The organism is Nocardia sp. JCM 38205 (assembly GCF_058222935.1).
In genome coordinates, this window is sequence record NZ_JBYHFL010000003.1 from 279,450 (window position 1) to 303,419 (window position 23,970).

Consider the following 23,970-nt stretch of genomic DNA (forward strand, 5'->3'; position numbering starts at 1 on the left):
CCGGTGGCTTCGAGGAACGACTGGAGATAAGCGTGGACTTCACCAGAGACGAGGCCCAGGACGCCGTGGCCGAGGTCGTCGTGAGCTTGCTGGAGCGGGAATCGGCCCGCGAGGCCGACCTGTGGCAGCCGTTCGTGGACACCGGCCTGCCCGCGGTGGCGCTGCCGGAGCGGTTCGGCGGTGACGAGATGGGCGTGGCCGCGGTCTCGGTGCTGCTCACCGAATTGGCCATCGACGCGGTCGCCATCCCGGCGCTGCCGACCTTCGGTTTCGGTGTGCTGCCGCTGCTCGGCGCGCCGGATGTGGTGGCGGAGAAGGTATTTCCCGCCGTCGCCGAGGGCGCCGTGCTCACCGCGGCGCTGCACGAACCCGGTGCGCCGTTCACCACCAAGCCAGCGACCAAGGCCGTCGCCGAGGGCGGCAAGGTGCGCATCACCGGCCACAAGGTGGCGGTGCCCTACGCCGAGCAGGCCCGCTGGATCCTGGTGCCGACCGAGGTCGGTGTCGCCGTGGTCGACGCGGCCGCCGCCGGCGTCACCCGCACCGCGTCGCCGGTATCGGGTGCGGTGCCGGAGTACACGCTGCATTTCGATTCGGTCGAGATCCCGGCCGAATGGTTGCTGCCGGAAGCACTGGCCGATCTACATCGCTGTGCACTGGCCTCGATCGGCGCCGTCGCCGATGGCCTGCTGGAGGGCGCGCTGAAGCTCACCGCCGAGCATGTGCGCACCCGACATCAGTTCGGCAGGCCGCTGGCCGAGTTCCAGGCGGTGGCTCAGCAGATCGCGGACCTGTACGTGGTCTCGCGCACCCTGCACGCCGCCGCCCTGTCCGCGAACTGGGCGCTGGCCCAGGACGATTCGAGCCCCGATCACCAGTCCAGGATCGACGACGATCTGGACGTGCTCGCCTACACCGTGGCCGCGGAACTGCCGCGCGCCATGCAGAAGTGCCATCACCTGCACGGTGGCATCGGCGTCGACGTGACGCATTCGATGCACCGCTACTACTCCCAGGCCAAAGATCTCGCCCGCTGGCTGGGCGGCGAGTCGCTGCGCCTCGACCGATTGGGGGCCAGATGTTCATCGATCTGACCATCGAGCAGCGCAAGCTGCGTGACGAATTACGTTCCTACTTCGCCGATCTCGTCACGCCCGAAGAAGAAGCCGCGATGGCGGTGAACCGGCACGGTGACGCCTACCGCGAGGTGGTGCGCCGGATGGGGCGCGACGGCTGGCTCGGCGTCGGCTGGCCCAAGGAGTACGGCGGGCAGGGTTTCGGGCCGGTCGAACAGCAGATCTTCTTCAACGAGGCCGTCCGCGCCGACGTACCGTTGCCGCTGGTCACCCTGTTGACCGTGGGCCCGACGCTGCAGCAGTTCGGCACCGAGGAGCAGAAGCAGAAGTTCCTGCCGGGCATCCTGTCCGGCGATATCCATTTCGCCATCGGCTACTCCGAACCGGAGGCAGGCACCGACCTGGCCGCCCTGCGCACCAGTGCGGTGCGCGACGAGTCCGGCGACTGGATCGTCAACGGGCAGAAGATCTTCACCACCGGCGCACACGAGGCCGATTACATCTGGCTGGCCTGCCGCACCGGTTCGGTGGAATCGCGCCACCGCGGCATCACCATCCTGATCGCCGACACCAAGGACCCCGGCTACTCCTGGACGCCGATCATCACCTGCGACGGCGCCCACCACACCAACGCCACCTACTTCGACAATGTGCGCGTCCCGGCGAACATGCTGGTCGGCGAGGAAAACCGGGGCTGGAAGCTGATCACCACCCAGCTCAACCACGAGCGGGTCAGTCTCGGGCCGTCCGGCAAGATCGAGCAGCTCTACGACAAGGTCGTCACCTGGGCCCGCCCGCGCGGCCTGCTCGACGAGCCCGACGTCTGCCGCTCGCTCGGCCGCATCCACGCCATGGTGCGGTTGAACGAACTGCTGAACTGGCAGGTCGCCGCCACCCACGGCAGCGGCGACGAAGCCCAGGTGATCGCCGACGCCTCGGCCACCAAGGTCTACTCCACCGAATCGCTGCAAGAGGCGGGGCGGCTGGCCGAGGAGATCGTCGGCCGCTACGGCGATCCGGCCGAACCGGCCACCGCCGAACTGCTGACCTGGCTGGATCGGCGCACCAAACAGAACCTGGTCGTCACCTTCGGCGGCGGCGTGAACGAGGTCATGCGTGAGCTCGTCGCCACCGCCGGTCTGCGCTTGCCGCGCGTGCCCAGATAGCAAGCATCAACCAACGAAGGAGCAGCGCGTGCCGGAAACACTCACTCCGGAAGCGATCATCGCGGCCGGTGAGAAGATCATCGCCGGGGGCGAATCCTCGCATCGCGCGGGCCGCGACCCGGTCAACCAGCCGATGATCAACAACTGGCTGGAGGCGATCGGCGACAAGAATCCCGTCTACGTCGACGAGGACGCCGCCCGCGCCGCCGGTTTCGCCGGAATCGTCGCCCCGCCGGCCATGGCCCAGGTGTGGACCATGCCCGGCCTGCACGGCCACCGCGCCCCCGACGATCCGATGAACGCCACCATGGCGCTGCTCGACGAGGCCGGTTTCACCTCCGTCGTCGGCACCAACTGTGAGCAGACCTACCACCGGTACCTGGTGCCGGGCGAGCAGGTCACCGTCACCAGCGCGCTCACCGACATCACCGGGCCCAAGCGCACCGGGCTGGGGGAGGGCTGGTTCATCACCTTCGCCACCCGCTGGTACGTCGGTGACGAGCTGGTCACCGAAATGCTGTTCCGGATGCTGAAATTCGCGCCGGGCACCGCGAAGCCGGCCACCGAGCCCGAGCCCGATCTGTCGGCGCGGGTGCGTCCGCTGGTCTCGCGCGATACCGAATTCTTCTGGGCCGGAACGCGTGCCGGTGAGCTGCGCATCCAGCGCATGCCAGACGGGACGCTGCGCCATCCGCCGGTGCCCGCGATCTGGCAGGACAAATCCGAGCCGGTCGACTACCTGGTCGCCTCGGGACGCGGCACAGTCTTCAGCTACGTCGTGCATCACGCCCCGAAGGTGCCGGGCCGTCAGCTGCCGTTCGTGGTGGCGCTGGTCGAATTGGCGGAAGGCGTGCGCATGCTCGGTGAACTGCGGGGCATCGAACCCGGCAAGGTCGAGGTCGGACTGCCGGTGCAGGTGGACTTCGAGAAACTCGACGACGAGACGGCACTGCCGTTCTGGAAGGTGATCGCCGCATGAGCGGGTCAGCGCCCGTAGGAGGCAGCTTGCGTAACCACGGAGGGCGTCCCGCTCATGCGAATGGGCACGAGCCCGCCACCATCGAACCGGCCACCATCGCGGTCGGTACCGAATTGCCGGAGCTGGTGATCCACGCCGATCCCACCTTCGTCATCAGTTCCGCGCTGGCCACCCGGGATTTCCAGGATGTGCACCACGATCGCGACAAGGCGGTCGAGCGCGGCTCCAAGGACATCTTCGTCAACATCCTCACCGATACCGGGCTGGTGCAACGCTTCGTCACCGATTGGTCGGGGCCGCGCACCATCGTCAAGAAGATCGCGCTGCGCCTCGGGGTTCCGCTGTACGCCGGCGACACCCTCACCCTCACCGGGAAGGTCACCGCCATCGACGGCGACGACATCCACCTCGCCGTCACCGGGCGCGACAGCCTGGGCGACCACATCGTCGCCACCGTCGTGATCGCCATTCGTTCTTCGGAAGCAGGTGCCTAGATGAGTGCACAGTCGGCGCTGTCCGGCCGGGCGGCGATCGCGGGAATCGGCGCCACCGATTTCTCCAAGGATTCCGGGCGCAGTGAATTGCGGCTGGCCGCCGAGGCCGTCACTGCGGCCCTCGCGGACGCGGGCTTGACGCCCGCCGACGTCGACGGCCTGACCACCTTCACCATGGACACCAACACCCAGGCCGCGGTCGCGCGGGCGGTGGGGATTCCGCAGCTGAAGTTCTTCAGCGACATCCGCTACGGCGGCGGGGCCGCGTGTGCCACGGTGCAGCAGGCTGCCATAGCCGTGGCCACCGGGGTGGCCGATGTGGTGGTGGCGTATCGGGCGTTCAACGAGCGCTCGGAATCGCGGTTCGGGCAGTTCTCCACCGCTCTGGCGACCGCCCCCACCTCCTCGGGTGTGGATGCGGGCTGGTCGTATCCGCACGGTCTCGGCACCCCGGCCGCGCAGGTCGCCATGGTCGCGCGCCGCTATATGCACGTATACGGCGCCACCAGCGAGGATTTCGGCCGCATCGCCGTCGCCGACCGCAAACACGCGGCGGTGAACCCGAATGCCTTCTTCTACGGCAAGCCGATCACGCTCGAGGATCACCAGAATTCCCGCTGGATCGCCGAGCCGCTGCATTTGCTGGATTGCTGCCAGGAATCCGACGGCGGCGTCGCCATCGTGGTCACCAGCGTCGAGCGGGCCAAGGATTTGCCCAACCGTCCCGCCGTCATCACCGCCGCCGCCCAAGGCAGCGGAGCCGACCAATACGTGATGACCAGCTACTACCGCGACGCCATGACCGGCCTGCCCGAAATGGGCTTGGTCGGCGACCAGCTGTGGGCCCAGAGCGGCCTGCGTCCGGAGGACATGCAGGCGGCCATCCTCTACGACCACTTCACCCCGTTCGTCCTGATGCAGCTCGAGGAACTCGGCTTCTGCCCCCGCGGCGAAGCCAAGAACTTCATCGCCGACGGCGCGATCGAACTCGGCGGCCGCCTGCCCCTCAACACCCACGGCGGCCAACTCGGCGAGGCCTACATCCACGGCATGAACGGCATCGCCGAAGCCGTCCGCCAGATCCGCGGCACGTCGGTGAACCAGGTCGAAGACCTCACCAACATTCTGGTCACCGCGGGGACGGGCGTCCCGACCTCGGGTCTGGTGCTCAGCGCCGCCTGAGTCACCGAGGGTCACATGGCCGAGAGGTCTTCTCGGCGTTTGGATGACGACGACCCGTGGCAGCGTGCGCGTGGCGGACCATCGGACAACGATCAGGGGAGTGCCCCGCGCAGGTAGGCGCTGAGAACGCCGGCGAGCTGGACCGCGCTGTCCGGAGTGCCGGTAGGTAGGCCGGTCCGTGCCCCGGCGAAGCGGTCGAAGGTGGCGCCTTCGATGACGGCGATGAAGTCGGCGGCCGCGGTGTCCGGGTCCTCGGCGCCCAGGTGCTCGAACAGGGCGCGGGCGCGGGGGTGGGAGAAGAGGCTGCCGACGAGGCGGCGGTGCAGTTCGGGGTCGGCGCTCAGTTCGATGGTGAGCGCGTAGCGGACGATCAGGTGCGCGCGGCGGCGGGCCAGCAGGTCGTCCAGCCAGGCGCCGATTCCGCCCGCCAGTTGGGCGATCACCTGCGCATGATCGCCTGCCTCCGGCGTCGGCGGGTTGTCGGGGAATGCGGCGAGGAAGTCATCGCGGGTGCGTGCGGTGATGTGGTCGACCACTGCCTCGAGTAGGGCGCGTTTGGTGCGGAAGTAGTACGAGGTCGAGCCCGCGGGCAGGGCGAGCGCGTTGTCGAGGGCGCGATGCGTGAGCGCGCGAATACCCTGCGCGGCAATGAGTTCGATCGCCGCATCGACGATCAGTGTGCGTCGATCCTGAAGAGCCATCCCTCGTCCTTTTCGGTTCCTGCCGGGAGCCCCGACCGCCGCGCCCGTTCGTGTCGGCCCCCACCGTTCGTGTCGGCGGGCCCGGCTCGTGTCGGCCGCACGGCTTGTGTGGATTCGCGCTGATCGTGTCGGCGCGCGTCGTTCGTTCGGCCCGGACCGTTTATGTCGGTCGGCGCCGTCCGAAGCGCCCGTGTGGGGCAACCCAGCCTCCGCATGTGCCCGAAACGGACCGACGCCGCAGCAGTCGGTGTGTCCGAGGTAACCATGGCGCCGTGCCGGACCACCACTACTCTACATCTGTAGAGGAGGTGTCATGGAAACAATCCGATGGGACGCCGATCAGGAACGCGCCGCCGCTGCACTCGGCCGGTTGCTGGACCGCCATCATCGCCCGCGCAAACATCATCGCGGCGTCTACCTGCACGGCCGCCCGGGCCGTGGGAAGACCATGGTGATGGACCGCTTCTTCGCCTCCGTCGGCTCGAAACGCAAGCGTCGCTTCCATTTCCACACCTTCTTCGCGAGCCTGCACGCCGAGAACCACGCCCGCGGCTCCATCGACAAGGCCATCGACACCCTGCTCGGCAACGCCCAGCTGGTGTGCTTCGACGAATTCCATGTCCACGACATCGGCGACGCCATGCTCATCGCCCGCATGCTCGATGTTCTGTTCGCCCGCCGCCTGACGCTCGTCGTCACCTCGAACTACGCGCCGGCGGAACTCCTGCCGAACCCGCTGTTCCACGACCATTTCCTGCCCACCATCGAACGCATCGTCGCCGAACTCGACGTCGTATCCCTCGACGGCCCGCTCGACTACCGCACCGTCGCGCACGGCCGCGCGACCGGTTTCCGTGCCGGCCGCTACATCGTCGGCCCGCCGCCGCGCACCGAGCCCGGTTCCGGCCGTATCAGCGGTCCGGCGTCGAGCGCGCCCGGCGATGGTGCACTCCGCCGGTTCGGTCGCATGCCGGATCCGGCCGTACCCGTCGATAGCTGGCCCGGGCGGGTGGGTCGCACGCGAGATCCGGCCGTACCGGTCGATGGCCGGCCCGGGCAGGTCGGTCACCCGCCGGATCCGGTTGTGTCCGTCGATGGCGGGCCCGGGCGGGTGGGTCGCATGCCGGATCCGGCCGTACCCGTCGATGGCGGGCCCGGGCGGGTGGATCGCACGCCAGATCCGGTCGTGCCCGTCGATGGCCGGCCCGGGCACGTCGGTCACCCGCCGGATCCGGTTGTGTCCGCCGATGGCCGGCCCGGTCAGGTGGGTCGCATGCCCGGTCCGGCCGTGCCCTCCCGTGCGAGCGCGCGGATCGAACCCGGCGTAGCGAATGCCCCCGGTCGAGTGCCGGCTGACGGGAACCGTGCCGACGCAGCGGCGGTCCACGATTCGCCGGGCAGCACCGGTCCGCGAGTCGAGGTCGCAGTGGGCAGCCGGACCGTGCGGGCGCTGGCCGTCGACGCCACCACCATCACCCTCGATTTCGCCGACCTGTGCGCCGTCCCCACGTCCGCCGCCGACTATGTCGACCTCGCCGAGCGTTTCCACACCTGGAACCTCTACGGCGTCCCGCTCCTGCGCGAAATCCCACCCGATTGGGCCATGCGTCTGGTCAACCTTGTCGACGTCCTCTACGACGCCGATCGAACCCTCACCGTCTACGCGCAGGCGCCGGTCGCTGAGCTGGTCGACGGCGTGCGCGGCGTGCCGGATATCGCAAGAGCGGCGAGCCGTCTTGGTGAGTTGTCACAAACCGAGGCGGTCGCTGTCAGTTAGCTGAACCAAGGTCCGCCGCGCCCGCCGCGACCTGGGACGGGGCAGTTAAAACGGACGTTCTCCGAAGTAATCGATTCCCTCCCGAGCGGACCGTTCGGCATGTAACTATGTGGCTGTTTTGGGCAGTACACAAGTATGGGGTAACGCAGTGGTCCGGTCGCGAGCGCCGATATCGCGCGTGATCGTGGTGATCACGCTGCTCGTCTGCGCCGTTATCGCCTTGCGCGGCTATCTGCCGGGCGTCACCGAATCCGAGGACGACGGCCCGTCGGCCATGTCCGCCATCGCCGTGGCGCTCATGCCCGTGCTGCTCACGGTGTCGGTGGTCATCCTGCTGGCCGGTGTCATCGCCAGCCAGCACCGGCTGCCGCTGGCCATGCCCGAACCCGATCCGGATACCGATCGCGAACCCTGGAAGCTGGGCCGCGCCGGGCTGATCGTGCTGGGCATCCTCACCGCGCTGGCGCTGCTGTTCGCCCTCGTCTCGGCCGTGTACTTCGTCGGCGTCCAACCGGACGCCGATACCTCGGTCGCGCCCCCGACGGGCACCGCCACCCCGAGCCCGACCACCGGCGATACCCAGCCCTCCGACCCGGCCACCGCTACCGAACCCGCCGAACTCGCGGGCACCGCACTGGTGCTGGCCATCGTCGCCGCCGTGACGTTGGTGGCCGTGGCCATCGCGGGCCTGGTGGTCGTCGCCGTCACCACCCGCCGCACACCCGCCCCCGAACCCGAACCGGTCGCGCCCCCCGCGGAGACCGCTGCCGATTCGCTGGCCCGCGCCGCCGAGATGGGCCTGGCCGCCATGGCCGCACCCGGCCAGGACCCGCGGACCGCGATCATCGCCTGCTACGTCGCCATGGAGCGTGGCCTCTCGGCGGCCCGTTCGGCGGCCCCACTGGCCTCCGACACTCCGATGGAGGTGCTGGCCCGCGCGTTCGAGCACGGCGCCCTGCACGACGCGTCGGCGCGCGAGCTGGTGGCATTGTTCGAAGAGGCCAGGTTCAGCCCCCACTCCATGATGGAATGGCAACGCATGCGCGCCGAACAGTTGCTGCGCATCGTGCTCGCCGACCTGCAAGGGGAGGTGGTGCCCACATGACCCGCCTGAGCATGATCGTGACGGCGGTACTGGTGGTCGTGGTGATCGAGTTGGTCACCCTCGGTCGCGCCCGCGAGGCGATGCTCGCCGCCGCCGGCGTCCCGGTGGCGGTCGCCTTGGCCTGGCTGGTGTGGTCCCTGCTCGGCCGTTCCGGCCCGCGTGAGCCCGAATTGCCCGACGAGATCGAGAACGGCCCCGCCGAGATGCTGCACCGCTGGCATGCCAGGGCGCAGATGCTCGCCGACCGCGCGGACGGCACCCGCGCGGACTGGGACCGCTACCTACGTCCCCTGCTGGCCAAGGAGTTCGAATTGTCGGCCGGAGTGCGGGTCGCCAAGAACCGCAGGGCGATCGAGGCCGCCGGAATCCACCAGTTCGGTACCGAACTGTGGCGTTGGGTGGATCCGGCGAACTCGGAATTGCGTGACCAGGTCGGTCGCGCACCGGGGCGGGAGGCGTTGGACGAGATCCTGCGCCGACTGCAGAGAATGTGAAACGGGTTGAGCAAGTGCGAGTAGACAAATGACGATGCCTTTGGACGTGACCGTCCAACGCAGTGAGGCCGTGTTACGGGAGCTGTCCCGGGTCGTGGTCGGCAAACGAGACGAGTTGCAGCTCATCTTGATCGCGGTGCTCTCCGGCGGGCATGTGCTGATCGAGGACCTGCCCGGCCTCGGCAAAACGCTCATCGCCAGATCGTTCGCCGCCGCGCTGGGCCTGGATTTCGCCAGGGTGCAGTTCACCCCGGATCTGCTGCCAGCGGATCTGCTCGGGTCGACCATCTACGACATGTCGACCGGCCGGTTCACCTTCCGTCGCGGCCCGGTGTTCACCAACATGCTGCTGGCCGACGAGATCAACCGGACCCCGCCGAAGACCCAGGCGGCGCTGCTGGAGGCGATGGCCGAGGGCCAGGTCAGCATCGACGGTGAAACCTTCCCGCTGCCACAGCCTTTCATCGTGCTGGCGACCGACAACCCGATCGAGTACGAAGGCACCTATCCGCTGCCGGAGGCGCAGCTGGACCGGTTCGCCATCCAGTTGCGGCTGGGCTATCTGTCCGAGCGCGATGAAACCCAGATGATCCGGCGCAGGCTCGAACGCGGCGCGACGGTCCCGCAGGTGGGCCAGGTGGTGGACGCGAACGGCCTGATGGAGATGCGGCATTCGGTCGAGTTCGTCACCGTGCACCCGGACGTCGTCGGCTATGTCGTCGCGCTCGCCGCGGCGACCCGCGGCCATCCGCAGGTGGAGGTGGGTGCGAGCCCGCGTGCGGAGTTGGATCTGGTGCAGATGTCACGGGCGCGGGCGCTGCTGCTCGGCCGCGATTACGTCATCCCCGAGGATGTGAAGGCGCTGGCGATTCCGGCCATGGCGCACCGGATCACGCTGCGCCCGGAGATGTGGGTGCGCCGGATCCGGGGTGAGGACGTGATTTCCGAACTGCTGCGTCGACTGCCCGTCCCGCGCGCCGCCACGCCATGAGGCATCGCGACTCGAGCACCGCGCTCGAGGCCGAATTAGAGTGGCGCCCGGCACCATTGGTGTACATGCTGGCCGGATGCGCGGCCGTCGCGCTGGTCCTGGCGATCGCGGTGAACAGCTGGCAGCTGGTGGTGTTCGCGGCGCCGCTGCTCGGGGTGCTGGCCACGGCGCCGTGGCAGCAGTCGCGCACCCGCATCCAGATCGACGGCGGCCCGACCCAGCGCTGCTTCGAGACCGAGGAAGTGGTGCTGACGGTCGCGGCGTTCGTCGAGGAAGGTCATGCGCTGCTGCGCTGCACCCCCGAGCCGACCAAGGGGCTGGAGACGGTGATCGAGGAGGCCAGTGATTCCGGTGCGGCGCCGGCCGGCCTGCGGCTGGCGTTGTCGGCCACGCGATGGGGCCGCTATCCGGTGAACGTGCGGGTATCGGCGTTGAGCCCGGCCGGTCTCGCGGTGGCCACGGTGCGGCGGCCCGCCGGGCAGCTGTTCGTGTACCCGATCACCGATCCACAGCGAATGCGGTTGCCGCGCACCGAACTTCCCGAACGGCTCGGTGTGCACCTGACCCGCAAACACGGGCCGGGTGTGGAGTACGCCGATATCCGCGCGTACGCGCCGGGCGATCAGCTGCGGATCGTGAACTGGCCGGTCAGCGCGCGCCGCGGCCGGCTGTACGTCACCGAGCGGCTCACCAACCGTTCCGCCGACGTCGTCGTGCTGATCGACACCTCCTTGCAGGCGCCCGGCCCGGCCACCGATTCGCTGGAGTTGTCGGTGCGCGGTGCGGCGCAGGTGGTGCAGTCGACGTTGCAGGCGGGCGATCGCACCGCCGTGGTCTGCCTCGGACAGGATCCGCGCTGGCTGCGCCCCGATATCGGCCGCCGCCAGTTCTACCGCATCGTCGACACCGTCCTCGATGTCGGCGACGAGCACATCCCCACCACCGGCACCCTGGCCCCGCACGCCGCCGTGCCGCTGGGCGCGATCGTCATCGCGTTCTCCACCCTGCTCGATACCCAGTTCGCGCTCGCCTTGATCGACCTGCGCAAACGCGGCCACGTCGTGGTGGTGGTCGACGTCCTGCGCGGCACCCCGTTCGCCGAAGGTCTCGACCCGACGCTGGCCCGCATGTGGCAGCTCGAACGCGCCACCATGTACCGCGATATGGGCACCGTCGGCGTCGACATCGTGTCCTGGCCCGAAGACACTCGTTTGGATCAGATCATGCGCCTGCTGCCGCAACACCGCCGAACCGTCCGGGTGCGCCGATGATCCGTTTCCTCGCCGTCCTTTCCGGTGTGCTGCTCATCGGCTCGATCACCCTGATGATCCCGTGGGCGGGCCTGCCCGCCATCGCTCTTGTCGCCGCGGGCTGGTGGTTCCGCCCCGCCGCGGTAGCTGCCGTACTGCTCGCCGTCGGTGTGCTGGCCTGGTCTGACACTGGTGTATTGGCTGCCGCCGCAACAGGTTTGGTGGCCACCGCCTACCTGCTCAATACCGCAACCGTCACCGCCCCGGTAGGCGTGGTCCCGACCACCATCCCCTCCGTCACCGGCGCCGTAGCGTTCACCGTCATCGCCGCGGCCGCTGCCCTGCTACCCCTTCACCTGGCGTGGGTCCCCGTGGCCGCCCCCGTCCTCGTGATCGTGCTGTTCGGCCTGCTCGTCCACAGCATCGCCCGCCGCTCGAACAACGATCGCCGGCCACAACCCGCCCCGTGACCCGAGATCGCGCGGGCGGCACACCGTCGGCACCGACGATCCGGCCCTGCTGAGGCGGACATCGGTCGGCGAATCGGGCAGAAATTGCCCAGCTTTCGGCCGCCTGTAAAGATACGGCGACTCCGGTTCCGGAGCTTTTTCCAGCGGAAAGATCTTTCGATGAGTGTGAAGAACAAGGTCGGCTTTGCCATGGTGGCGTTCGGCCTGGCGGCCGGGTCGGTGTTCGGTGCCGGCTCGGCGAGTGCGGAGGGGCAGTTCGCGGCGATCGCGTTCAGCGGCCAGACCGTGCTGTACGGAGTCAGCGTCGATGAGCCCAGCGATGAGGCTGCGCGCAACGCGGCGCTCGCCAACTGTGGTCAGGCCGACTGCCAGGTGATGATCTCCTGGGCCAACGGCTGTGGCGTGCTGGTGGAGAACAACGAAGGCGTGGCCGCGGCGGCCGGCGCGAACCGGGACGAGGCCGAGCGCGCCGCGTTCCGCAAGCTCGCCGAGCACCACCCGACCGCACTGCTGGCCAATGTCGGCTCGGCCGACCTGAGCGGCGCCAAGGTCGTCGACGTCGTCTGCACCGCCAACGCGCGCTGATCGAGGCAACCGAGCGGGCCCGGGCTCTTCGGGGCCCGGCTCGCCGCGTCGGACGTTGTGACATCGCCGGCGGCCGGCTCTCGTTCGCCGATGCCTACCTGGTGGCCCTGGCCGAGTCCGATCCGGGTTCGCCGGTCGCCTCGTTCGACAAGGGAATCGGCACGGTGGGCACTGTCCGGCGGGTCGAGCCGGGCGCGTGAGGTTGCGCTGGCGCTCTCGGCCTGGGCTACTCCACGGGACACTTGGCGTTTGGGGCGAGTGACTTGGCGTTTCGGTCGCGTGGGGTGGGGTGCGGCGGGCGTTGCCTCTGGCATGACAACGACGACTCTCACCGCCGCACCCTCGGCGCCGGCTTTCGCGCGGCGAGCGTGGCCGGCTCTGCTCACCATGTTCCTCGGCAGCTTCACCCTGGTGACCTCGGAGTTCCTGCCGCCGGGAGTGCTGACCGCGCTCGCGGAGGATCTCCGTGTCCAGGAAGGCGTGGTCGGGCTGTCGGTGAGCGCGACGGCGTTGACCGCGCTGCTGGCGGCGCTCGGGCTGAGTTCGCTGTTCCCGCGGGCCGATCGGCGCACCCTGCTCATGGTGCTGACCGTCGGTGCCGCGGTATCGAACCTGGTTGTGGCACTTGCCCCGAACATCGTCCTGCTGCTGATCGCGCGGCTGATGCTGGGTGTGGCGGTGGGCGGCTACTGGTCGATGGCGCTGGTGATCGCCACCCAACTGGTGCCGGCCGAGCGGCTCGGCAAGGCGATGATGATCGTGAACGCGGGCACCACCGTGGCCACGGTGGCCGGGGTCCCGCTCGGAGTGCTGTTGAGCACGTTCGCCGGATGGCGGGTCGTGTTCGTGGTCGCCGCGGCGCTGACGTTGGTGGCGGCCGTCGCGGTGCAGGTGGTGCTGCCACCGATCGCGCCGACGCAGGGTGTCGGCTGGTCGGCCATGGGTGGCGCCCTGCGCGCACCGGGTGCGGCGCTGGGCCTGATCAGCGTCGTCGCCGTGATCGGCGGACATTTCGCCGGCTACACCTACATCCGTCCGGCGCTCGACGAGCTGCTCGGCGCGGGGCCGACGGCGATCCCGGTGTTGTTGGCGCTGTTCGGCATCGGTGGCCTGGTCGGTAATTTCGTGCTCGGTTCACTCGCCGACCGCCGGCTGAGCATGCTGCTGGTGGCGGTGCCGGTGGCCATCGGCGGCTCACTGCTCGCGATCATCGGTTCCGCCGCCCTCGCCCCGCTCGCCTATGTCGCGGTGGTGATCTGGGGTGGTGCGTTCGGCGGCATCCTCAATGTCGTGCAGGTGTGGGTGTCGCGGGTGCTGCCGGATCGGGTGGAAGCCGGAAGCGGGCTGCTGGTGGGCGGATTCCAGCTCGCGATCATTCTCGGTTCGGCCGTCGGTGGACGTGGGGTGGACGGCATCGGCCTGGCCGCGACCTACGGCGTGGCCGCCGCCGCTGCCGTGTTCGGCGCGATCACGCTGCGCCTGTCGCTGAGCCGGGCCGCCGGCTGACCGCTACGTCGAGGTACCGGCCGCGCGCCGCCATTCCGACGGCGTGCGGCCGGTATGCCTGCGGAACGCCCGCCCGAACGCCGTCTCGGACCGGTATCCAAGGCGCCGGGCCACCGCCCCGACCGAGGCGTCCTGTTCGGTCAGGAACCGCTGCGCTCGTTCGACCCGCAGCTGCGTCAGATAGCGGCCCGGCGTGAGCCCGGTGGCCGCCTGGAACCGCGCGGCGAACCCCGACCGCGAGGCCAGCGCCACCCGTGCGAGCGCTTCGACCGTCCAGTCCTTGCCGGGGTCTGCGTGCATGGCGGCCACCGCCCGCGCCACCCCCGGCTCGTTCACCCGCAACAGCCACCGTTTCGGCGCGCACCCGCGCTGGTGCCAGGATTCGATCGCCATCGATGCGATCAAGGTGGCCACCCGATCGCCCTGCACCCCTTCCGGTTCCGCGCATTCCTCGATGAGGTGCCGCATCATCGTCGCCGCCAGCGGCGTGTGCCTGGCGAACTCGGTGAGCAGCACCCGCTGCGGCAGCGCGGCCATGGCCGCGCCGGTGCGCGCCGGGGCGAGCTGGAGGCGCAGCACGGTGGTTTCGGAGAGCGCGTGCAGCGCGAAGCGATCCTCATGCGGTACGAACAGGAAGTCGCCGGGTGTCAGATCCTCGGACTCGCCGAGTCCTTCGACCCGGATCAGCCCGTCGAGCACCAGGATCGCGTTCGCTCGACCGGACAGGAACTCCCACTCGCCGGCCCCGCGCTCGAACACGTCGCGGCGCACGAACCGCCACTGCAACCCGGCCAGCACTTCGTCGAGGCCACTCCGGCCCGCTTCCACCAGCGCCATCGTGTACTTCCCTCGGTGATCGACTCCTGCCTGATCACGGTACCAAGATCGGCTCGGTGGCGTTCGGTGCGAGAACGGCAGGCCGGAGTCCGATGGTGGCCCGGATTGCCCGGCGCGTTTCACGGAGGCCCGGGGAGCCGGCGCCGCCCGGCCGCGACCTCGGAGGCGAGATCGTCGTAACCCACCGCGAGTTCGGCCAGTCGCTCCCATGCGTCGCCGAGTTCGCCGGAGCCGTCGGCGAGCGCCGCGGCGAGCTGACCGCCGATCGGGTACCGGCCGTATGCCACTGGCAACGCCGTGGTCCCTGCAACTGGGCGGGTCTCTGACCGCAGATTATTCGCGCTACTGCGCCGCGCAGTCAGGCATGCCGAGCCGGATTGCGCTGCGGCGCATCGGATTAGCTGTAGATCGAAGGCGACGTTGCTTGTCCCCTCCCACTCCGATACGCTGCACAGCATGCAGGAGGAGGGGGTGCACACCACCAGGGGGAAGATATGGCGCTGGAACCGAAAGCGCGCAACGGGCATAGTCCTATCCACAGCTGGTGATCAAATCTGGTTCGGCGTGGATTCCTTGTGGGGTAGAAATTTCGACGATATCAACCTCGAGGATGCAGTCGAAGTCGAGTACGAGAATGCTCAGCAGGATTCGCACAGTTTGCGTGCTGTTCGAATAACGTGGATTAATTAGCAGTACCTTATTGCCGGGGGGATGAAATGAATAAGGTTTCTCTAGCTTCAATAGTCGCCGCTATACTGCTGGCTGCGGTGCCAGTATCCGCCGAGGCGGCTCCAAATCCCGTAGACATGGAATTTTCCAGAAGCAAGCCGCACGATGACCATGACAATAATGTGGCGAGATTCACCGGCCAGGTGGACTACAGTACAGGGACTTTCGCTTGGTCCTTGAAGCTCAAGCCCGCCGCTCAGAAGGTCGTGTACGGATCGATGAGCTGTCGAACCACGATAGGCGGAATTGCCGGATACTCGGATAACCATCCTGAAATCCCGCCGGACTATCTACTCCACTCCAGTGTTCGGATCGACCAGGGGCGTTGGTATCGGCTTCGGAGCAGGTGCGACTTCAAGGTATTGACGGATACCGGAATGCAGCCGGGTAATGTCGAAACCGCCGTGGATTTCATCGCGAGATAAGGTGCTGCTGCGAGCTGGCTTGTGGTCGAGGGCTGATGGTGAGTGGCGCCGCAATATCGTCGACGGCGTCAAATTCCTACTATCGGAAGCCGCCTTGGACGAGCGGGGACGCCCGGAGCTGATGCGCTACAGGGGCCCGGGGAGTCGGCGCCGCCCGGCCGCGACCTCGGATGCGAGATCGTCGTAACCCACCGCGAGTTCGGCCAGTCGCTCCCATGCGTCGCCGAGTTCGCCGGAGCCGTCGGCGAGCGCCGCATAGGCCTGGGCGGTGTATCGGGCCAGGCGGTCGACGATGGTGCCGAGGGTTTCGGTGTGCAGGTGCGCGGAACCGGGAGTCGGCGGGATCTGGCTGTTGACCCAGGTGTCGATCGCGCGGATGTGGCGTAGGCGCTCGGCATCGAGGTCGTCGATCGCCTTGCGGTCGTCGATGCTCTCGCGCGCACTGCACAGCCGACGTTCGTGCAACGTGGTGAGCTGATAGGCCAGCCGCAGCATCGGATGATCGGTGTACATCTCGGTGCGGCAGGCGTGCAGGAGGCGATGTTTTTCGGGTAGTGGGTGATTCGGCATCGCGTCTACGAAACACCGTGCGCTGCTATGGGGGGAGGCCGTCCGTCGAGGTTTGTGCCCGCTCCCAGGGTGCCTTCCGTGTCGGCGGGTGTGTGTTATCCGTTCCGGACCTGCGGACCCGCTACCTGCGGGTCCGCAGGTATTCGTCGTGGTCGCGGTCTTCCCGATAGAACCGCTGGGTGATCGAGATCAATCTGCCGATTTCGTTGCCGAGCGCCGCCGGGCTCGCCGGTTTCGCGACGATCGGGTCGCCGGTTTTCACGTAGTAGCGGCCGTCGTCGTAATCCATCCACCAGAAACTGCGGCCGAAGGAGGGGCGTGCGTCGACGGCGGGGCCGGGGAAGACCATGATCTCGCCGAACGAGCGCCGGGTGCGTTTGAAGACCCGGTCCAGCTGCTGGGTGAGGCTCGCCTCGCCGTGGCCGCGCACGTACCGCGAGCGGTCGGCGGCGAGTTCTTCGCGCCGCACCTCGAGCGGCGGCGCGGTGCCGGCCTGCGCTTTCGGCAGTGCCGCAAGGGCTTGCGCGGGCAACTGATCGGCCGCACAGGCGGTGACGACGACGTCACCTCCGATGTCCTCGGCCGTCCCCGCCAACTGCACCAGCGCCGCGCCCGCGTACCCGTTCACGGCCCCGTGGAATCGGTAGGTCGTCCCCGATCCCTGCTCCCCGAAGCCTTTGATCTCCACCCGCGCCTCGGGTTCACGCAGCACCTCGAGCACCCGCATGAGCTCGACGGAGTAGAACCCGTCCAGCAGCTGTGCCACCGCCGCCTCACGCTGCATCCGCAGGTCTTCGAAGCTGTCGGCGACCGGCCGGTAGCGCAGCGGATAGGGGAGGCGATCGGAACCGTAAGCGGACCACAGGATCTGGAATTGCAGGCCGGTGAAACGCCATTCGCTCATGCCCGCACCTCGACGGCACGCGGTGCACTCGGAATCCGCCGGTTCCGGATGCCTCTGCACGGCCGCCAGGATGTAGCGGTCGGGATCCGGCCCGAGGCCGCGCTCGGGCGGCACGATTCGATTCCCGATGCCAGGTGGGGGCCGGCGAGAATGTGGATGGTCGGCTCGTTCATGCGGTTCACCCCTCGCCGATCACCGGCGGCACGGTCTTGGGTATCGAATCCAGCCCGGTGAGTTCCTCGCCGTGTTCCTGGGTGATCAGATAATCCTTGATCCCCGAGGTACCCGACTTCTCCTCGTCCTGGCCGCCGCCCCGCGCGCCGCCCATGCCGCCCATCGGCATACCACCCATACCCATCCGGCCGGCTCCGGCCGCACCACCACGCCCGGCCGCGGCCGGCGCGGGCGCCGCGCCCGACTGGGGCTGCCCACCGCCGGGCAAGCTGCGTCCCGCCCCCGGCTGGCCGCTGCCGCCAGCCGATCCACCGCCGCCCGAACCGCCGCCGCGCCCGGGGAATCCGGAACCCGACCCCGAACCTCCGGAGCCGCCGGGCAGGTAGCCGGTGCCGGTCGGCGTGCCGGTTCCCGTCGTCGTCGGCCGTCCGGTGTCGGTCGGTGTGCTGGTGGTTTGTGGAGTGCTCTGGGCTTCGGTGCTCGCGGCGGTGGTGCCGGTGTCTTCCGGTTCGGTGCTGGTCTCGCCACCGGTGTCCTCGCCACCGCCGGTTTCGCCCGTGCCGCCACCGTTCTCACCGGTACCCCCACCGTTCTCACCCGTGCCGCCACCGTTGTCGCCGCCCCCGCCGCCGTTCTCGCCGCCGCCCTCACCAGGCGGAACGTACGGCTGATCCGGCCCGTCGTCGACGACCTTCGGCGCGGCGGGCAGCACCGGAACACCATGGTCGGTCTGATGCGCGACCTGCCCGTAGACGGTGCGCAGAATCCGCCGCCCCTCGTCCTCGGCTTCTTCGGCGGTGTAATCGCCTTCCTTCATGATCCCGTCGGGCGGAAGAACCTTGCCGTCCAGGTCTTTCGGCGGTTCGGCGGTGGGCATCAGCGCTTTGGTCTGGTGCAGGCCGGTCACCAGCTCGTGCAGCTTGTTACCGACGAGATGGGCAGCGGTGCTGAGCGGTTCTGTGCGGGTCGCATAGGTATTGACCGCCTCGACGGCCTTCGCTCCGGAAACGCCACCCCACGCCGGGGCCTTGCCTTCGCCGCCCACCGTCTTCTGAAATTCGGTGTTGAACGCCGCCGCAGCGTCTTTGATGTCCTTGCCGATCTGCCACCAGGCCGCCCCCGCGGCCTCGACCAGCTCCGGCTTCATCTCGTTGACCTTCTGCACCATCTCGGCCAGCGTCATCGTGTCGTAGTTATCGGGCCCTTTGATCCGCGGATCCTCGTACTGCCCATCGAATGTCGAGGCGACGAGCGCTGTCCCGATATAGATCGCCGACCGATCCTGATTCCACTGCCGCTGCGCATCGATGACTTTGCGCCGGTACTCCTCGTAGTCGTCGCTCATCCCACCCCGCCCTGATCGTGCTCTGGTCGATCCACGCTACCAATCGAGGCCGCTCCGGCACCATTGGCCAGAGCCTCAGTAATCGCCGCCCGGCCCTGGCGCGCGGCGTCCGCCACCGTATGGCGAGGTCGCACAGGCTACCGCGAGTTCGCATAGGTTCTAGCCAGTGCGAGCTCGCTATACGGTGTGCGACCTCCACATCGGCGTGAAGCTCCCGGGGTTGTTGGGGGTCGGGGTGGGCGGTAGCGTGCTGGGGAAATGTGTCGGGTGGGCCGAGCCGGTCGGTGTCGGCTCGCGGCGGCCTTTATGGGTACTGAAGGGGGCTACGTGTCCGTGGACAACAGCGGGTTCCGTTGCGCCGGGCGCGTACGCGGAGCGGTCCTGCTCGCGGCAGCGATGCTCGGGGTTGCCGGGTGCTCCGGGTCGACCGAGGGTTCGCCAACGGCGGTGGAGAGCGTGGCGACCAGCCCGGACAGCGGGCAGACCTCGGGAACCGGGAGCGCGGCGGCCAGTACGAGCGCGAAATCCGACGAGGGGGCGCTGTGGGATCCGTGTGCGCTGCCGGAATCGGCAGTGTCCGGCACCGGAATGGACCCCAGTTCCAAGGAGTCAGGCATCGCAGATGTCGACTTCACCGAAGGCGGCTGGAAGATCTGCACCTGGAAAGCGGATGCAGGTTGGTACTGGCTGACCGTCTCTTCCGGGACACCGACTCTCGATGAGGTAAAGGCTCGCGATGATTTCACCGAGTTCACTGACATCACAGTCGGATCGCATCGCGCCATCCAGTTCCGCAAGTCGGGGTCCGCGCACGACTTGAGGTGCAATATCGCGGTCGAGATTCCGCAGGGCATCGTGATGTTCGCGGCAGGGGCGCGTGCCTCGGTGGGCGCGAAAGAGGACATGTGTCTGGTCGCGAACCGACACGCTGCTGACCTGGGCGAATACCTGCCCGAGAACTAGGGGGAATGGTGAGCGTCCTAGACCTCGGTGGTGTAGACCCGAACCAATGGCGCCAGTTGCTGGACCAGGCAAATGCCGGTGAGCTGACCTTGGACAAGGATGTCGGCGCAGGTCTCGACCTTGTGTGCCGAAACTACCTGGACAAGCTGGACCTCATCTACGACAAAATTCAGCGAGTTACCGATCTCGAAGGCTTCGGCAGCTTTCCCTCAGGTGATGCTTTGCGCGAGAAGTTTTCGTTGAAGGCAACCGGCACGAACCAATCACTCGACGCTGTGCTGAAGGAGCACATCGAGACGGTCAAACTGATTCAGCAGGTCGTCGCCAAGTCGATTGCGAACCTGATCGAGACCGATGATGGCACCGGGCAGCAGGTTACGAAGACTGGTCAGGATATTCCGCAGGGGTAGACCGCGTTGCCCGCTGTCGTGGTCTGATGCCAGGACGGGGGTGGTGATCTGAACCTGGAGATCTCGACGCGGGCGGGAATGGAAGCAAGCATGAGCCCTGGACAGGCTGCCTGCCCAGGGCTCGATGCTTTGATGACGGCCGAACTTGCCGCTTGCTACCGACGTCCGAACTTGCCGCTCGCGATTCCGGCGGTGAATGCGTCCCACGCGCTCGAGCGGAAGACGAGCGCGCCTCCGCTCGGGTTCTTGGAGTCGCGGACGCCCACCAGACCTGCATCCAGGAACGCGACTTCCACGCAGTCCTTGACGGCGTCGCTGCGGCTGCTTTTGAACCACCGGGCGTCAGATAAATCTTTGTTCACTGTAGAAACTCCTTAGCTACCTGGCGGAGCAAGCCCCTGCTATCCACGTCATCCAGCGCAGAATCCTGGAATGCCTTGTACGCCTGATGGTACCGGTGCACATCCTTTGGTTTCTCGAAATACATGTCGCCAACCAGCCCCGGCACGTAGACCACAGGCGGCTCGATGGGAAGGCCCGCGCGGTTGGTACCGAACTCTAGGATCGTGAACTGACCAACCGCACGTCCACCCGGGATGCCCGCCTCGTTGGGCATGACTCGAATGGAGACGTTCGGCCGCGTGCTCAGGTCTGCGAGTCGTTTGAGCTGGGCGGCCATTGTCTTTCTGTCACCGATCGTGCGCCGCAGGACCGGTTCATGTAGGACGATGTCGACATCCGCCGGCTGACGCTTCCGCGTGACGATCATCTGCCGGTATTGCCGTAGCTGGACGCGACGTTCGTGTTCGGCGGGAGTCTCGCCAGGAAGCGCTTCCCGGACCAACGCCCGTGTGTAATCCGCCGTCTGCACAATCCCCGGCACCAACTCCACGTGATACGAAATGAACTTCTGCGCCGCCGCTTCCAACCCCATGTACACGTCGAACGTCTCGGGGATCAGATCCCCGAACTCATGCCACCAGCTCTTCTCGCTCGCCTGCCGCGCCAGCCCGACGTAGGCGGCGACGAGGTGGTCGGGCACCCCGTACAGCTCGCAGGCGGCTTCGACGTGGCCGATGTTGACTCTGTCGTTCTGTCCGTGTTCGAGCCGGTACAGGCTGGTGGAACCGATGCCGAGTAGGCCCGCTGCCTGCGGCTGGCTGAGTCCGGCGCGGGTGCGCCAATCCATCAGATAGCGGCCGAGCTGGCGGCGCGGCACGGTGGATCCGGTGTCCTGCATGGTTTCCTCCCCATCGAGGGCGGGCCGTTCGACCCGCAAACGGGTAGAGCAATGGCACTGCCGCGGAAGCCATGCTGGGCTTTTACCTCATCCGGGCCGCCCGGCCCTTCGCCACCACACCGCGCCCACAGCAGATGGTTCGCTGTTGCACACCAGACACCGCCCTGAAGAACCCCGAACCCAAGATAACACGCTGTGCCGACATGTAATGCGTTATGCCGCAGAAGAATTGGATTTCGAACCTGCAATATTCAACGACTGAATATTCCACTCCCGATGCTGTAGCTCGTTGCCGCCGGCCATCTTCCGGCTGTCCGTCGCCCGGCGAAATCTGTCATACCCCCGCGCTAGGGTGGCACCACGAGCGATCGACACGGAGCGCGCTCGGATCGTTCCTCGAGAGATAAGGAGCCGTGGGGTGGGATACGGCGTGATGCCCTATGCGGTCGAAACCAAGTACCTGAACGCACCAGCAACATTCACCTCCGATCCGGAGGATTTCTTCGAGTGGATGATGCAGGTGCATGCGCATGCCCTCGACGAGGCCGCCATCCGCACGGCCCTACGCGAGCTCTTCTTCGCCCAGGAGCCCACCGGTTCCGAAGGCTGGGCCTATGGCTACGCGCTGAAGGTGCTGTGCGAACAATTCGGCGGCTGGTTACCCAATGGGCACTGGTATCCGTTCCGCAGCCATGGCTTCGATGCGGTCGGCGCGGCGCTGCGTGCCCTCGATATCGACTTCGACCCCACCGACCTCATCTACTCCGGAGCCCCGGTCGACCTACCGCCGATCGATGACTTCCCTTCGATCGGCCACCTCGCCCTGGCCGAACTGAAACCCCTCGCCGAATCCCTGAACGCCGCCGACCTGACCACCATCGAGGACGCCTCCCTGGTCGATTCCCTATCCGAACTGCGCGGTTGGACCAATACCTGCGTCGAACGCGACTGCGACCTGGTCTGCTTCTACCACTGAGCGCCCGATCGCGCCGCGCCACCGGCTCGGCCCACCGTCGACACCGGCACCAGCCGCCACAGCGAGGTGACCTCCCGCCGCCTCGCTTCGTGCAGCGGGTCGGCGGCGTCGGTCGCGCGAGCGTGCCGTGGTTGCGTATCGTGCCTGCTCACCACGCGCAGACCGGCGGCGGCGATGCGGGCGGGCAACGCGCCGCGGGTGCGCAGCCCGAGGTGCTCGGCGAGGTCGGACAGCACCAGCCAGCCCTCACCGGCGGGGGTGAGGTGCGCGGCCACTCGGCCACAGATCGGCCTCGATGATCTGCACCCGGTCGGCGAACCCGAGCCGCCGCATATTCGCCGCGGCGCAGTCCACCGCGCGCCGGTTGATCTCGGTGCCCACCACCCGCCGCGCCCCACGGCGGGCGAGGACGGCGGCGAGCACTCCGGTCCCGGTACCGAGATCGAACACCGTCGCGGGTGCGGCGCCTCCGTCGAACGGCGCCTCGGCGACGAGGTCGATGTACTCACCGCGCACCGGCGAGAACACGCCGTACGCGGGATGGATACGCGCGTCCAACGCCTCGATCTCGACGCCGCGCTGATGCCACTGGTAGGCGCCGAGCACTCCGAGCAGTTCGGTCAGCGACACACAGGTGCTCTCGGTGGTCGCGCCGTAGGCGTGATCGCAGGCCGCGCGCACGTCGGGTGCCCGGCGCAGGTGCAGCGAGTGGTCGGGCTCGAGCAGCACCATCATGCGGCCGAGTACCCGCGCGCGCTCGGTGCGCTTGGCGCGATGGCGATGGAACAGCTCCGCCGCCCCGTCTCCGGTCGGCCCGGAACGCGAGCTCTGTAGCCGGTCCACCGCGCGCAACAGTTGGCGTGCGTTGTGGAAGTCGCCGCGCCACAGCAGTCCGATCCCGTTGCGGGCCATGCGGTACGCCGACTTCGCGGTGGTGCGGTCGTCGACGACGACTACGCGAACCGGTGCCGGCGCATCGCTTTCGGAATGCCAGCGTGCGGAGCGGGCGATTCCGTCCTCGGTCCACTGGACCATCGACATGAGGTACTCCAGAACTGTTCGAAGGTGCCTTGTATCAGCAACGCTTCGAGCCGGAGTACGACGAGGCTATCTGGCTGTCACCAGGAGGGCACGGACGGTCGCTCGCACGCTCGAAGCGCGGCAGCTCGGTCACCTAGCACCATGCCCATAGTCACGGCTGGATCCTTCCCGTCACGTAGGTCCATCCTCGCACAGCGGCGCGCACCGCCGGGCGCCCGATCAGGATTCCGGCGGAAGGATCGGCGGCGCGAAAACATCTTCCAGCGGGGTCGGCCCGGTGTAGCGCTGACAGTTGCAGCTCACCCATTCCCGCATGCCGTGCATGCCGCGCCGTGAGATCTCGGCGTGGCACTTCCCCGTTGAGCGATCGTGCAAGGCCAGGTCGTGCCCGCATCCGCAGCGCGGGCGAATCTGCTTCGCCTGCCGAGGCCGGCGCTGCGCGAACCGGCCGACAGCCCAACCGACCAGCACCAGGCCACCGCCGACGGCGAGGCTCAAAGGATCCAACACCTTTGCAGTATACGTATACGCATAGCAGCCGTCACGACGAAAGCATGACCCACATCACGTCCGAGGGGCG

General features: G+C 67.9%; 25 protein-coding genes and 1 pseudogene. 16 read left to right on the forward strand and 10 right to left on the reverse strand.

Annotated features, from left to right (window positions below):
* The first annotated feature begins 32 nt into the window (after nt 1-32).
* From AC4HOU_RS13020 to AC4HOU_RS13040, 5 genes are all read left to right on the forward strand, one after another.
* Nucleotides 33-1,094 (forward strand): acyl-CoA dehydrogenase family protein, encoded by a 1,062-nt coding sequence (locus tag AC4HOU_RS13020; RefSeq protein ID WP_490724533.1) that lies wholly within the window; start codon nt 33-35, stop codon nt 1,092-1,094.
* Nucleotides 1,079-2,242, forward strand: a complete 1,164-nt coding sequence (locus tag AC4HOU_RS13025) for an acyl-CoA dehydrogenase family protein (protein ID WP_163813607.1) — start codon at nt 1,079-1,081, stop codon at nt 2,240-2,242. Before AC4HOU_RS13020 ends, AC4HOU_RS13025 begins: the two co-directional genes overlap by 16 nt.
* Before the next feature lie 28 nt (nt 2,243-2,270).
* A complete protein-coding gene (locus tag AC4HOU_RS13030) occupies nt 2,271-3,221 on the forward strand; it encodes a bifunctional MaoC family dehydratase N-terminal/OB-fold nucleic acid binding domain-containing protein (protein ID WP_163813606.1) in 951 nt (316 codons plus the stop codon).
* 80 nt (nt 3,222-3,301) lie between these two features.
* Nucleotides 3,302-3,715, forward strand: a complete 414-nt coding sequence (locus tag AC4HOU_RS13035; protein WP_324197411.1) for a MaoC family dehydratase — start codon at nt 3,302-3,304, stop codon at nt 3,713-3,715.
* Nucleotides 3,716-4,897: a lipid-transfer protein gene (locus AC4HOU_RS13040; RefSeq protein ID WP_195020523.1), complete on the forward strand. Its 1,182-nt coding sequence runs from the start codon at nt 3,716-3,718 to the stop codon at nt 4,895-4,897. It begins immediately after the preceding gene.
* Between the two features lie 92 nt (nt 4,898-4,989).
* On the opposite strand, the gene AC4HOU_RS13045 is transcribed toward AC4HOU_RS13040, so the two are convergent.
* Nucleotides 4,990-5,598: a TetR/AcrR family transcriptional regulator gene (locus AC4HOU_RS13045; protein WP_195020524.1), complete on the reverse strand. Its 609-nt coding sequence runs from the start codon at nt 5,596-5,598 to the stop codon at nt 4,990-4,992.
* Between the two features lie 313 nt (nt 5,599-5,911).
* Between AC4HOU_RS13045 and zapE the strand changes: the two genes are divergently transcribed.
* The 8 genes from zapE to AC4HOU_RS13085 all read left to right on the forward strand — a co-directional run bounded on the left by zapE (nt 5,912) and on the right by AC4HOU_RS13085 (nt 13,776).
* Nucleotides 5,912-7,375, forward strand: coding sequence for a cell division protein ZapE (gene zapE, locus AC4HOU_RS13050; RefSeq protein ID WP_228815238.1), 1,464 nt, complete (start codon nt 5,912-5,914; stop codon nt 7,373-7,375).
* Nucleotides 7,376-7,553: 178 nt separating this feature from the next.
* Nucleotides 7,554-8,480 (forward strand): DUF4129 domain-containing protein, encoded by a 927-nt coding sequence (locus AC4HOU_RS13055; protein ID WP_324197383.1) that lies wholly within the window; start codon nt 7,554-7,556, stop codon nt 8,478-8,480.
* Nucleotides 8,477-8,974: a hypothetical protein gene (locus tag AC4HOU_RS13060; RefSeq protein ID WP_195020526.1), complete on the forward strand. Its 498-nt coding sequence runs from the start codon at nt 8,477-8,479 to the stop codon at nt 8,972-8,974. The genes AC4HOU_RS13055 and AC4HOU_RS13060 overlap by 4 nt, the downstream gene beginning before the upstream one ends.
* 28 nt (nt 8,975-9,002) lie before the next feature.
* On the forward strand, nt 9,003-9,965 hold the full coding sequence (locus AC4HOU_RS13065; protein WP_036532548.1) for an AAA family ATPase: 963 nt from the start codon (nt 9,003-9,005) through the stop codon (nt 9,963-9,965).
* Nucleotides 9,962-11,236, forward strand: coding sequence for a DUF58 domain-containing protein (locus AC4HOU_RS13070; RefSeq protein WP_163813600.1), 1,275 nt, complete (start codon nt 9,962-9,964; stop codon nt 11,234-11,236). Before AC4HOU_RS13065 ends, AC4HOU_RS13070 begins: the two co-directional genes overlap by 4 nt.
* Complete coding sequence (locus AC4HOU_RS13075) at nt 11,233-11,685, forward strand: hypothetical protein (RefSeq protein WP_195006922.1); 453 nt, start codon at nt 11,233-11,235, stop codon at nt 11,683-11,685. The genes AC4HOU_RS13070 and AC4HOU_RS13075 overlap by 4 nt, the downstream gene beginning before the upstream one ends.
* Before the next feature lie 159 nt (nt 11,686-11,844).
* The gene (locus AC4HOU_RS13080; protein WP_194992322.1) at nt 11,845-12,270 is read left to right on the forward strand and encodes a DUF4189 domain-containing protein; all 426 of its coding nucleotides are present in this window, start codon (nt 11,845-11,847) and stop codon (nt 12,268-12,270) included.
* Nucleotides 12,271-12,582: 312 nt separating this feature from the next.
* Nucleotides 12,583-13,776 carry an MFS transporter gene (locus tag AC4HOU_RS13085; RefSeq protein WP_195020527.1) on the forward strand — a complete coding sequence of 398 codons (1,194 nt, stop codon included), beginning with the start codon at nt 12,583-12,585 and terminating at the stop codon, nt 13,774-13,776.
* Nucleotides 13,777-13,779: 3 nt separating this feature from the next.
* Here the strand turns inward: AC4HOU_RS13085 and AC4HOU_RS13090 are convergent, their stop codons facing one another.
* The 5 genes from AC4HOU_RS13090 to AC4HOU_RS13110 all read right to left on the reverse strand — a co-directional run bounded on the left by AC4HOU_RS13090 (nt 13,780) and on the right by AC4HOU_RS13110 (nt 18,760).
* Nucleotides 13,780-14,613: a helix-turn-helix domain-containing protein gene (locus AC4HOU_RS13090; RefSeq protein ID WP_195020528.1), complete on the reverse strand. Its 834-nt coding sequence runs from the start codon at nt 14,611-14,613 to the stop codon at nt 13,780-13,782.
* Between the two features lie 119 nt (nt 14,614-14,732).
* Entirely contained in the window at nt 14,733-14,900 is a 168-nt protein-coding gene (locus AC4HOU_RS13095; protein WP_195020951.1) for a hypothetical protein, read from the reverse strand.
* Between the two features lie 993 nt (nt 14,901-15,893).
* On the reverse strand, nt 15,894-16,337 hold the full coding sequence (locus AC4HOU_RS13100) for a DUF4254 domain-containing protein (protein WP_194992325.1): 444 nt from the start codon (nt 16,335-16,337) through the stop codon (nt 15,894-15,896).
* A gap of 121 nt (nt 16,338-16,458) precedes the next feature.
* A complete protein-coding gene (locus AC4HOU_RS13105) occupies nt 16,459-17,241 on the reverse strand; it encodes an ESX secretion-associated protein EspG (protein ID WP_195020529.1) in 783 nt (260 codons plus the stop codon).
* A gap of 178 nt (nt 17,242-17,419) precedes the next feature.
* Nucleotides 17,420-18,760 (reverse strand): hypothetical protein, encoded by a 1,341-nt coding sequence (locus AC4HOU_RS13110; RefSeq protein WP_490724534.1) that lies wholly within the window; start codon nt 18,758-18,760, stop codon nt 17,420-17,422.
* A 396-nt stretch (nt 18,761-19,156) separates the two neighbouring features.
* Between AC4HOU_RS13110 and AC4HOU_RS13115 the strand changes: the two genes are divergently transcribed.
* Both AC4HOU_RS13115 and AC4HOU_RS13120 read left to right on the forward strand, forming a co-directional pair.
* Nucleotides 19,157-19,723, forward strand: coding sequence for a DUF3558 domain-containing protein (locus AC4HOU_RS13115; RefSeq protein WP_195020531.1), 567 nt, complete (start codon nt 19,157-19,159; stop codon nt 19,721-19,723).
* 8 nt (nt 19,724-19,731) lie between these two features.
* Nucleotides 19,732-20,133, forward strand: a complete 402-nt coding sequence (locus tag AC4HOU_RS13120; RefSeq protein ID WP_195020532.1) for a hypothetical protein — start codon at nt 19,732-19,734, stop codon at nt 20,131-20,133.
* 155 nt (nt 20,134-20,288) lie between these two features.
* Here the strand turns inward: AC4HOU_RS13120 and AC4HOU_RS13125 are convergent, their stop codons facing one another.
* Together AC4HOU_RS13125 and AC4HOU_RS13130 are read right to left on the reverse strand one after the other, a co-directional pair.
* Nucleotides 20,289-20,495, reverse strand: coding sequence for a DUF397 domain-containing protein (locus tag AC4HOU_RS13125; protein WP_195020533.1), 207 nt, complete (start codon nt 20,493-20,495; stop codon nt 20,289-20,291).
* Nucleotides 20,492-21,373, reverse strand: a complete 882-nt coding sequence (locus AC4HOU_RS13130; RefSeq protein ID WP_490724535.1) for a helix-turn-helix domain-containing protein — start codon at nt 21,371-21,373, stop codon at nt 20,492-20,494. The genes AC4HOU_RS13125 and AC4HOU_RS13130 overlap by 4 nt, the downstream gene beginning before the upstream one ends.
* A gap of 418 nt (nt 21,374-21,791) precedes the next feature.
* On the opposite strand from AC4HOU_RS13130, the gene AC4HOU_RS13135 reads away from it, so the two are divergent.
* The gene (locus tag AC4HOU_RS13135; protein ID WP_490724536.1) at nt 21,792-22,349 is read left to right on the forward strand and encodes a DUF7691 family protein; all 558 of its coding nucleotides are present in this window, start codon (nt 21,792-21,794) and stop codon (nt 22,347-22,349) included.
* Here AC4HOU_RS13135 and AC4HOU_RS13140 read toward each other — a convergent pair.
* Nucleotides 22,340-23,390, reverse strand: a pseudogene (locus AC4HOU_RS13140) (50S ribosomal protein L11 methyltransferase). The gene AC4HOU_RS13135 and the pseudogene AC4HOU_RS13140 sit on opposite strands and share 10 nt — an antisense overlap.
* 219 nt (nt 23,391-23,609) lie before the next feature.
* A complete protein-coding gene (locus AC4HOU_RS13145) occupies nt 23,610-23,900 on the reverse strand; it encodes a hypothetical protein (protein WP_280213614.1) in 291 nt (96 codons plus the stop codon).
* Between the last annotated feature and the right edge of the window lie 70 nt (nt 23,901-23,970).

What these genes read in the sequence shown, in the direction of transcription:
- AC4HOU_RS13025 (WP_163813607.1), top strand. Translation starts at nt 1,079, where the DNA reads ATGTTCATCGATCTGACCATCGAGCAGCGCAAGCTGCGTGACGAATTA.
- AC4HOU_RS13040 (WP_195020523.1), top strand. Translation starts at nt 3,716, where the DNA reads ATGAGTGCACAGTCGGCGCTGTCCGGCCGGGCGGCGATCGCGGGAATC.
- AC4HOU_RS13045 (WP_195020524.1), bottom strand. Translation starts at nt 5,598, where the DNA reads ATGGCTCTTCAGGATCGACGCACACTGATCGTCGATGCGGCGATCGAA.
- zapE (WP_228815238.1), top strand. Translation starts at nt 5,912, where the DNA reads ATGGAAACAATCCGATGGGACGCCGATCAGGAACGCGCCGCCGCTGCA.
- AC4HOU_RS13060 (WP_195020526.1), top strand. Translation starts at nt 8,477, where the DNA reads ATGACCCGCCTGAGCATGATCGTGACGGCGGTACTGGTGGTCGTGGTG.
- AC4HOU_RS13065 (WP_036532548.1), top strand. Translation starts at nt 9,003, where the DNA reads ATGACGATGCCTTTGGACGTGACCGTCCAACGCAGTGAGGCCGTGTTA.
- AC4HOU_RS13070 (WP_163813600.1), top strand. Translation starts at nt 9,962, where the DNA reads ATGAGGCATCGCGACTCGAGCACCGCGCTCGAGGCCGAATTAGAGTGG.
- AC4HOU_RS13075 (WP_195006922.1), top strand. Translation starts at nt 11,233, where the DNA reads ATGATCCGTTTCCTCGCCGTCCTTTCCGGTGTGCTGCTCATCGGCTCG.
- AC4HOU_RS13080 (WP_194992322.1), top strand. Translation starts at nt 11,845, where the DNA reads ATGAGTGTGAAGAACAAGGTCGGCTTTGCCATGGTGGCGTTCGGCCTG.
- AC4HOU_RS13085 (WP_195020527.1), top strand. Translation starts at nt 12,583, where the DNA reads ATGACAACGACGACTCTCACCGCCGCACCCTCGGCGCCGGCTTTCGCG.
- AC4HOU_RS13090 (WP_195020528.1), bottom strand. Translation starts at nt 14,613, where the DNA reads ATGGCGCTGGTGGAAGCGGGCCGGAGTGGCCTCGACGAAGTGCTGGCC.
- AC4HOU_RS13100 (WP_194992325.1), bottom strand. Translation starts at nt 16,337, where the DNA reads ATGCCGAATCACCCACTACCCGAAAAACATCGCCTCCTGCACGCCTGC.
- AC4HOU_RS13105 (WP_195020529.1), bottom strand. Translation starts at nt 17,241, where the DNA reads ATGAGCGAATGGCGTTTCACCGGCCTGCAATTCCAGATCCTGTGGTCC.
- AC4HOU_RS13110 (WP_490724534.1), bottom strand. Translation starts at nt 18,760, where the DNA reads ATGAGCGACGACTACGAGGAGTACCGGCGCAAAGTCATCGATGCGCAG.
- AC4HOU_RS13115 (WP_195020531.1), top strand. Translation starts at nt 19,157, where the DNA reads ATGCTCGGGGTTGCCGGGTGCTCCGGGTCGACCGAGGGTTCGCCAACG.
- AC4HOU_RS13130 (WP_490724535.1), bottom strand. Translation starts at nt 21,373, where the DNA reads ATGCAGGACACCGGATCCACCGTGCCGCGCCGCCAGCTCGGCCGCTAT.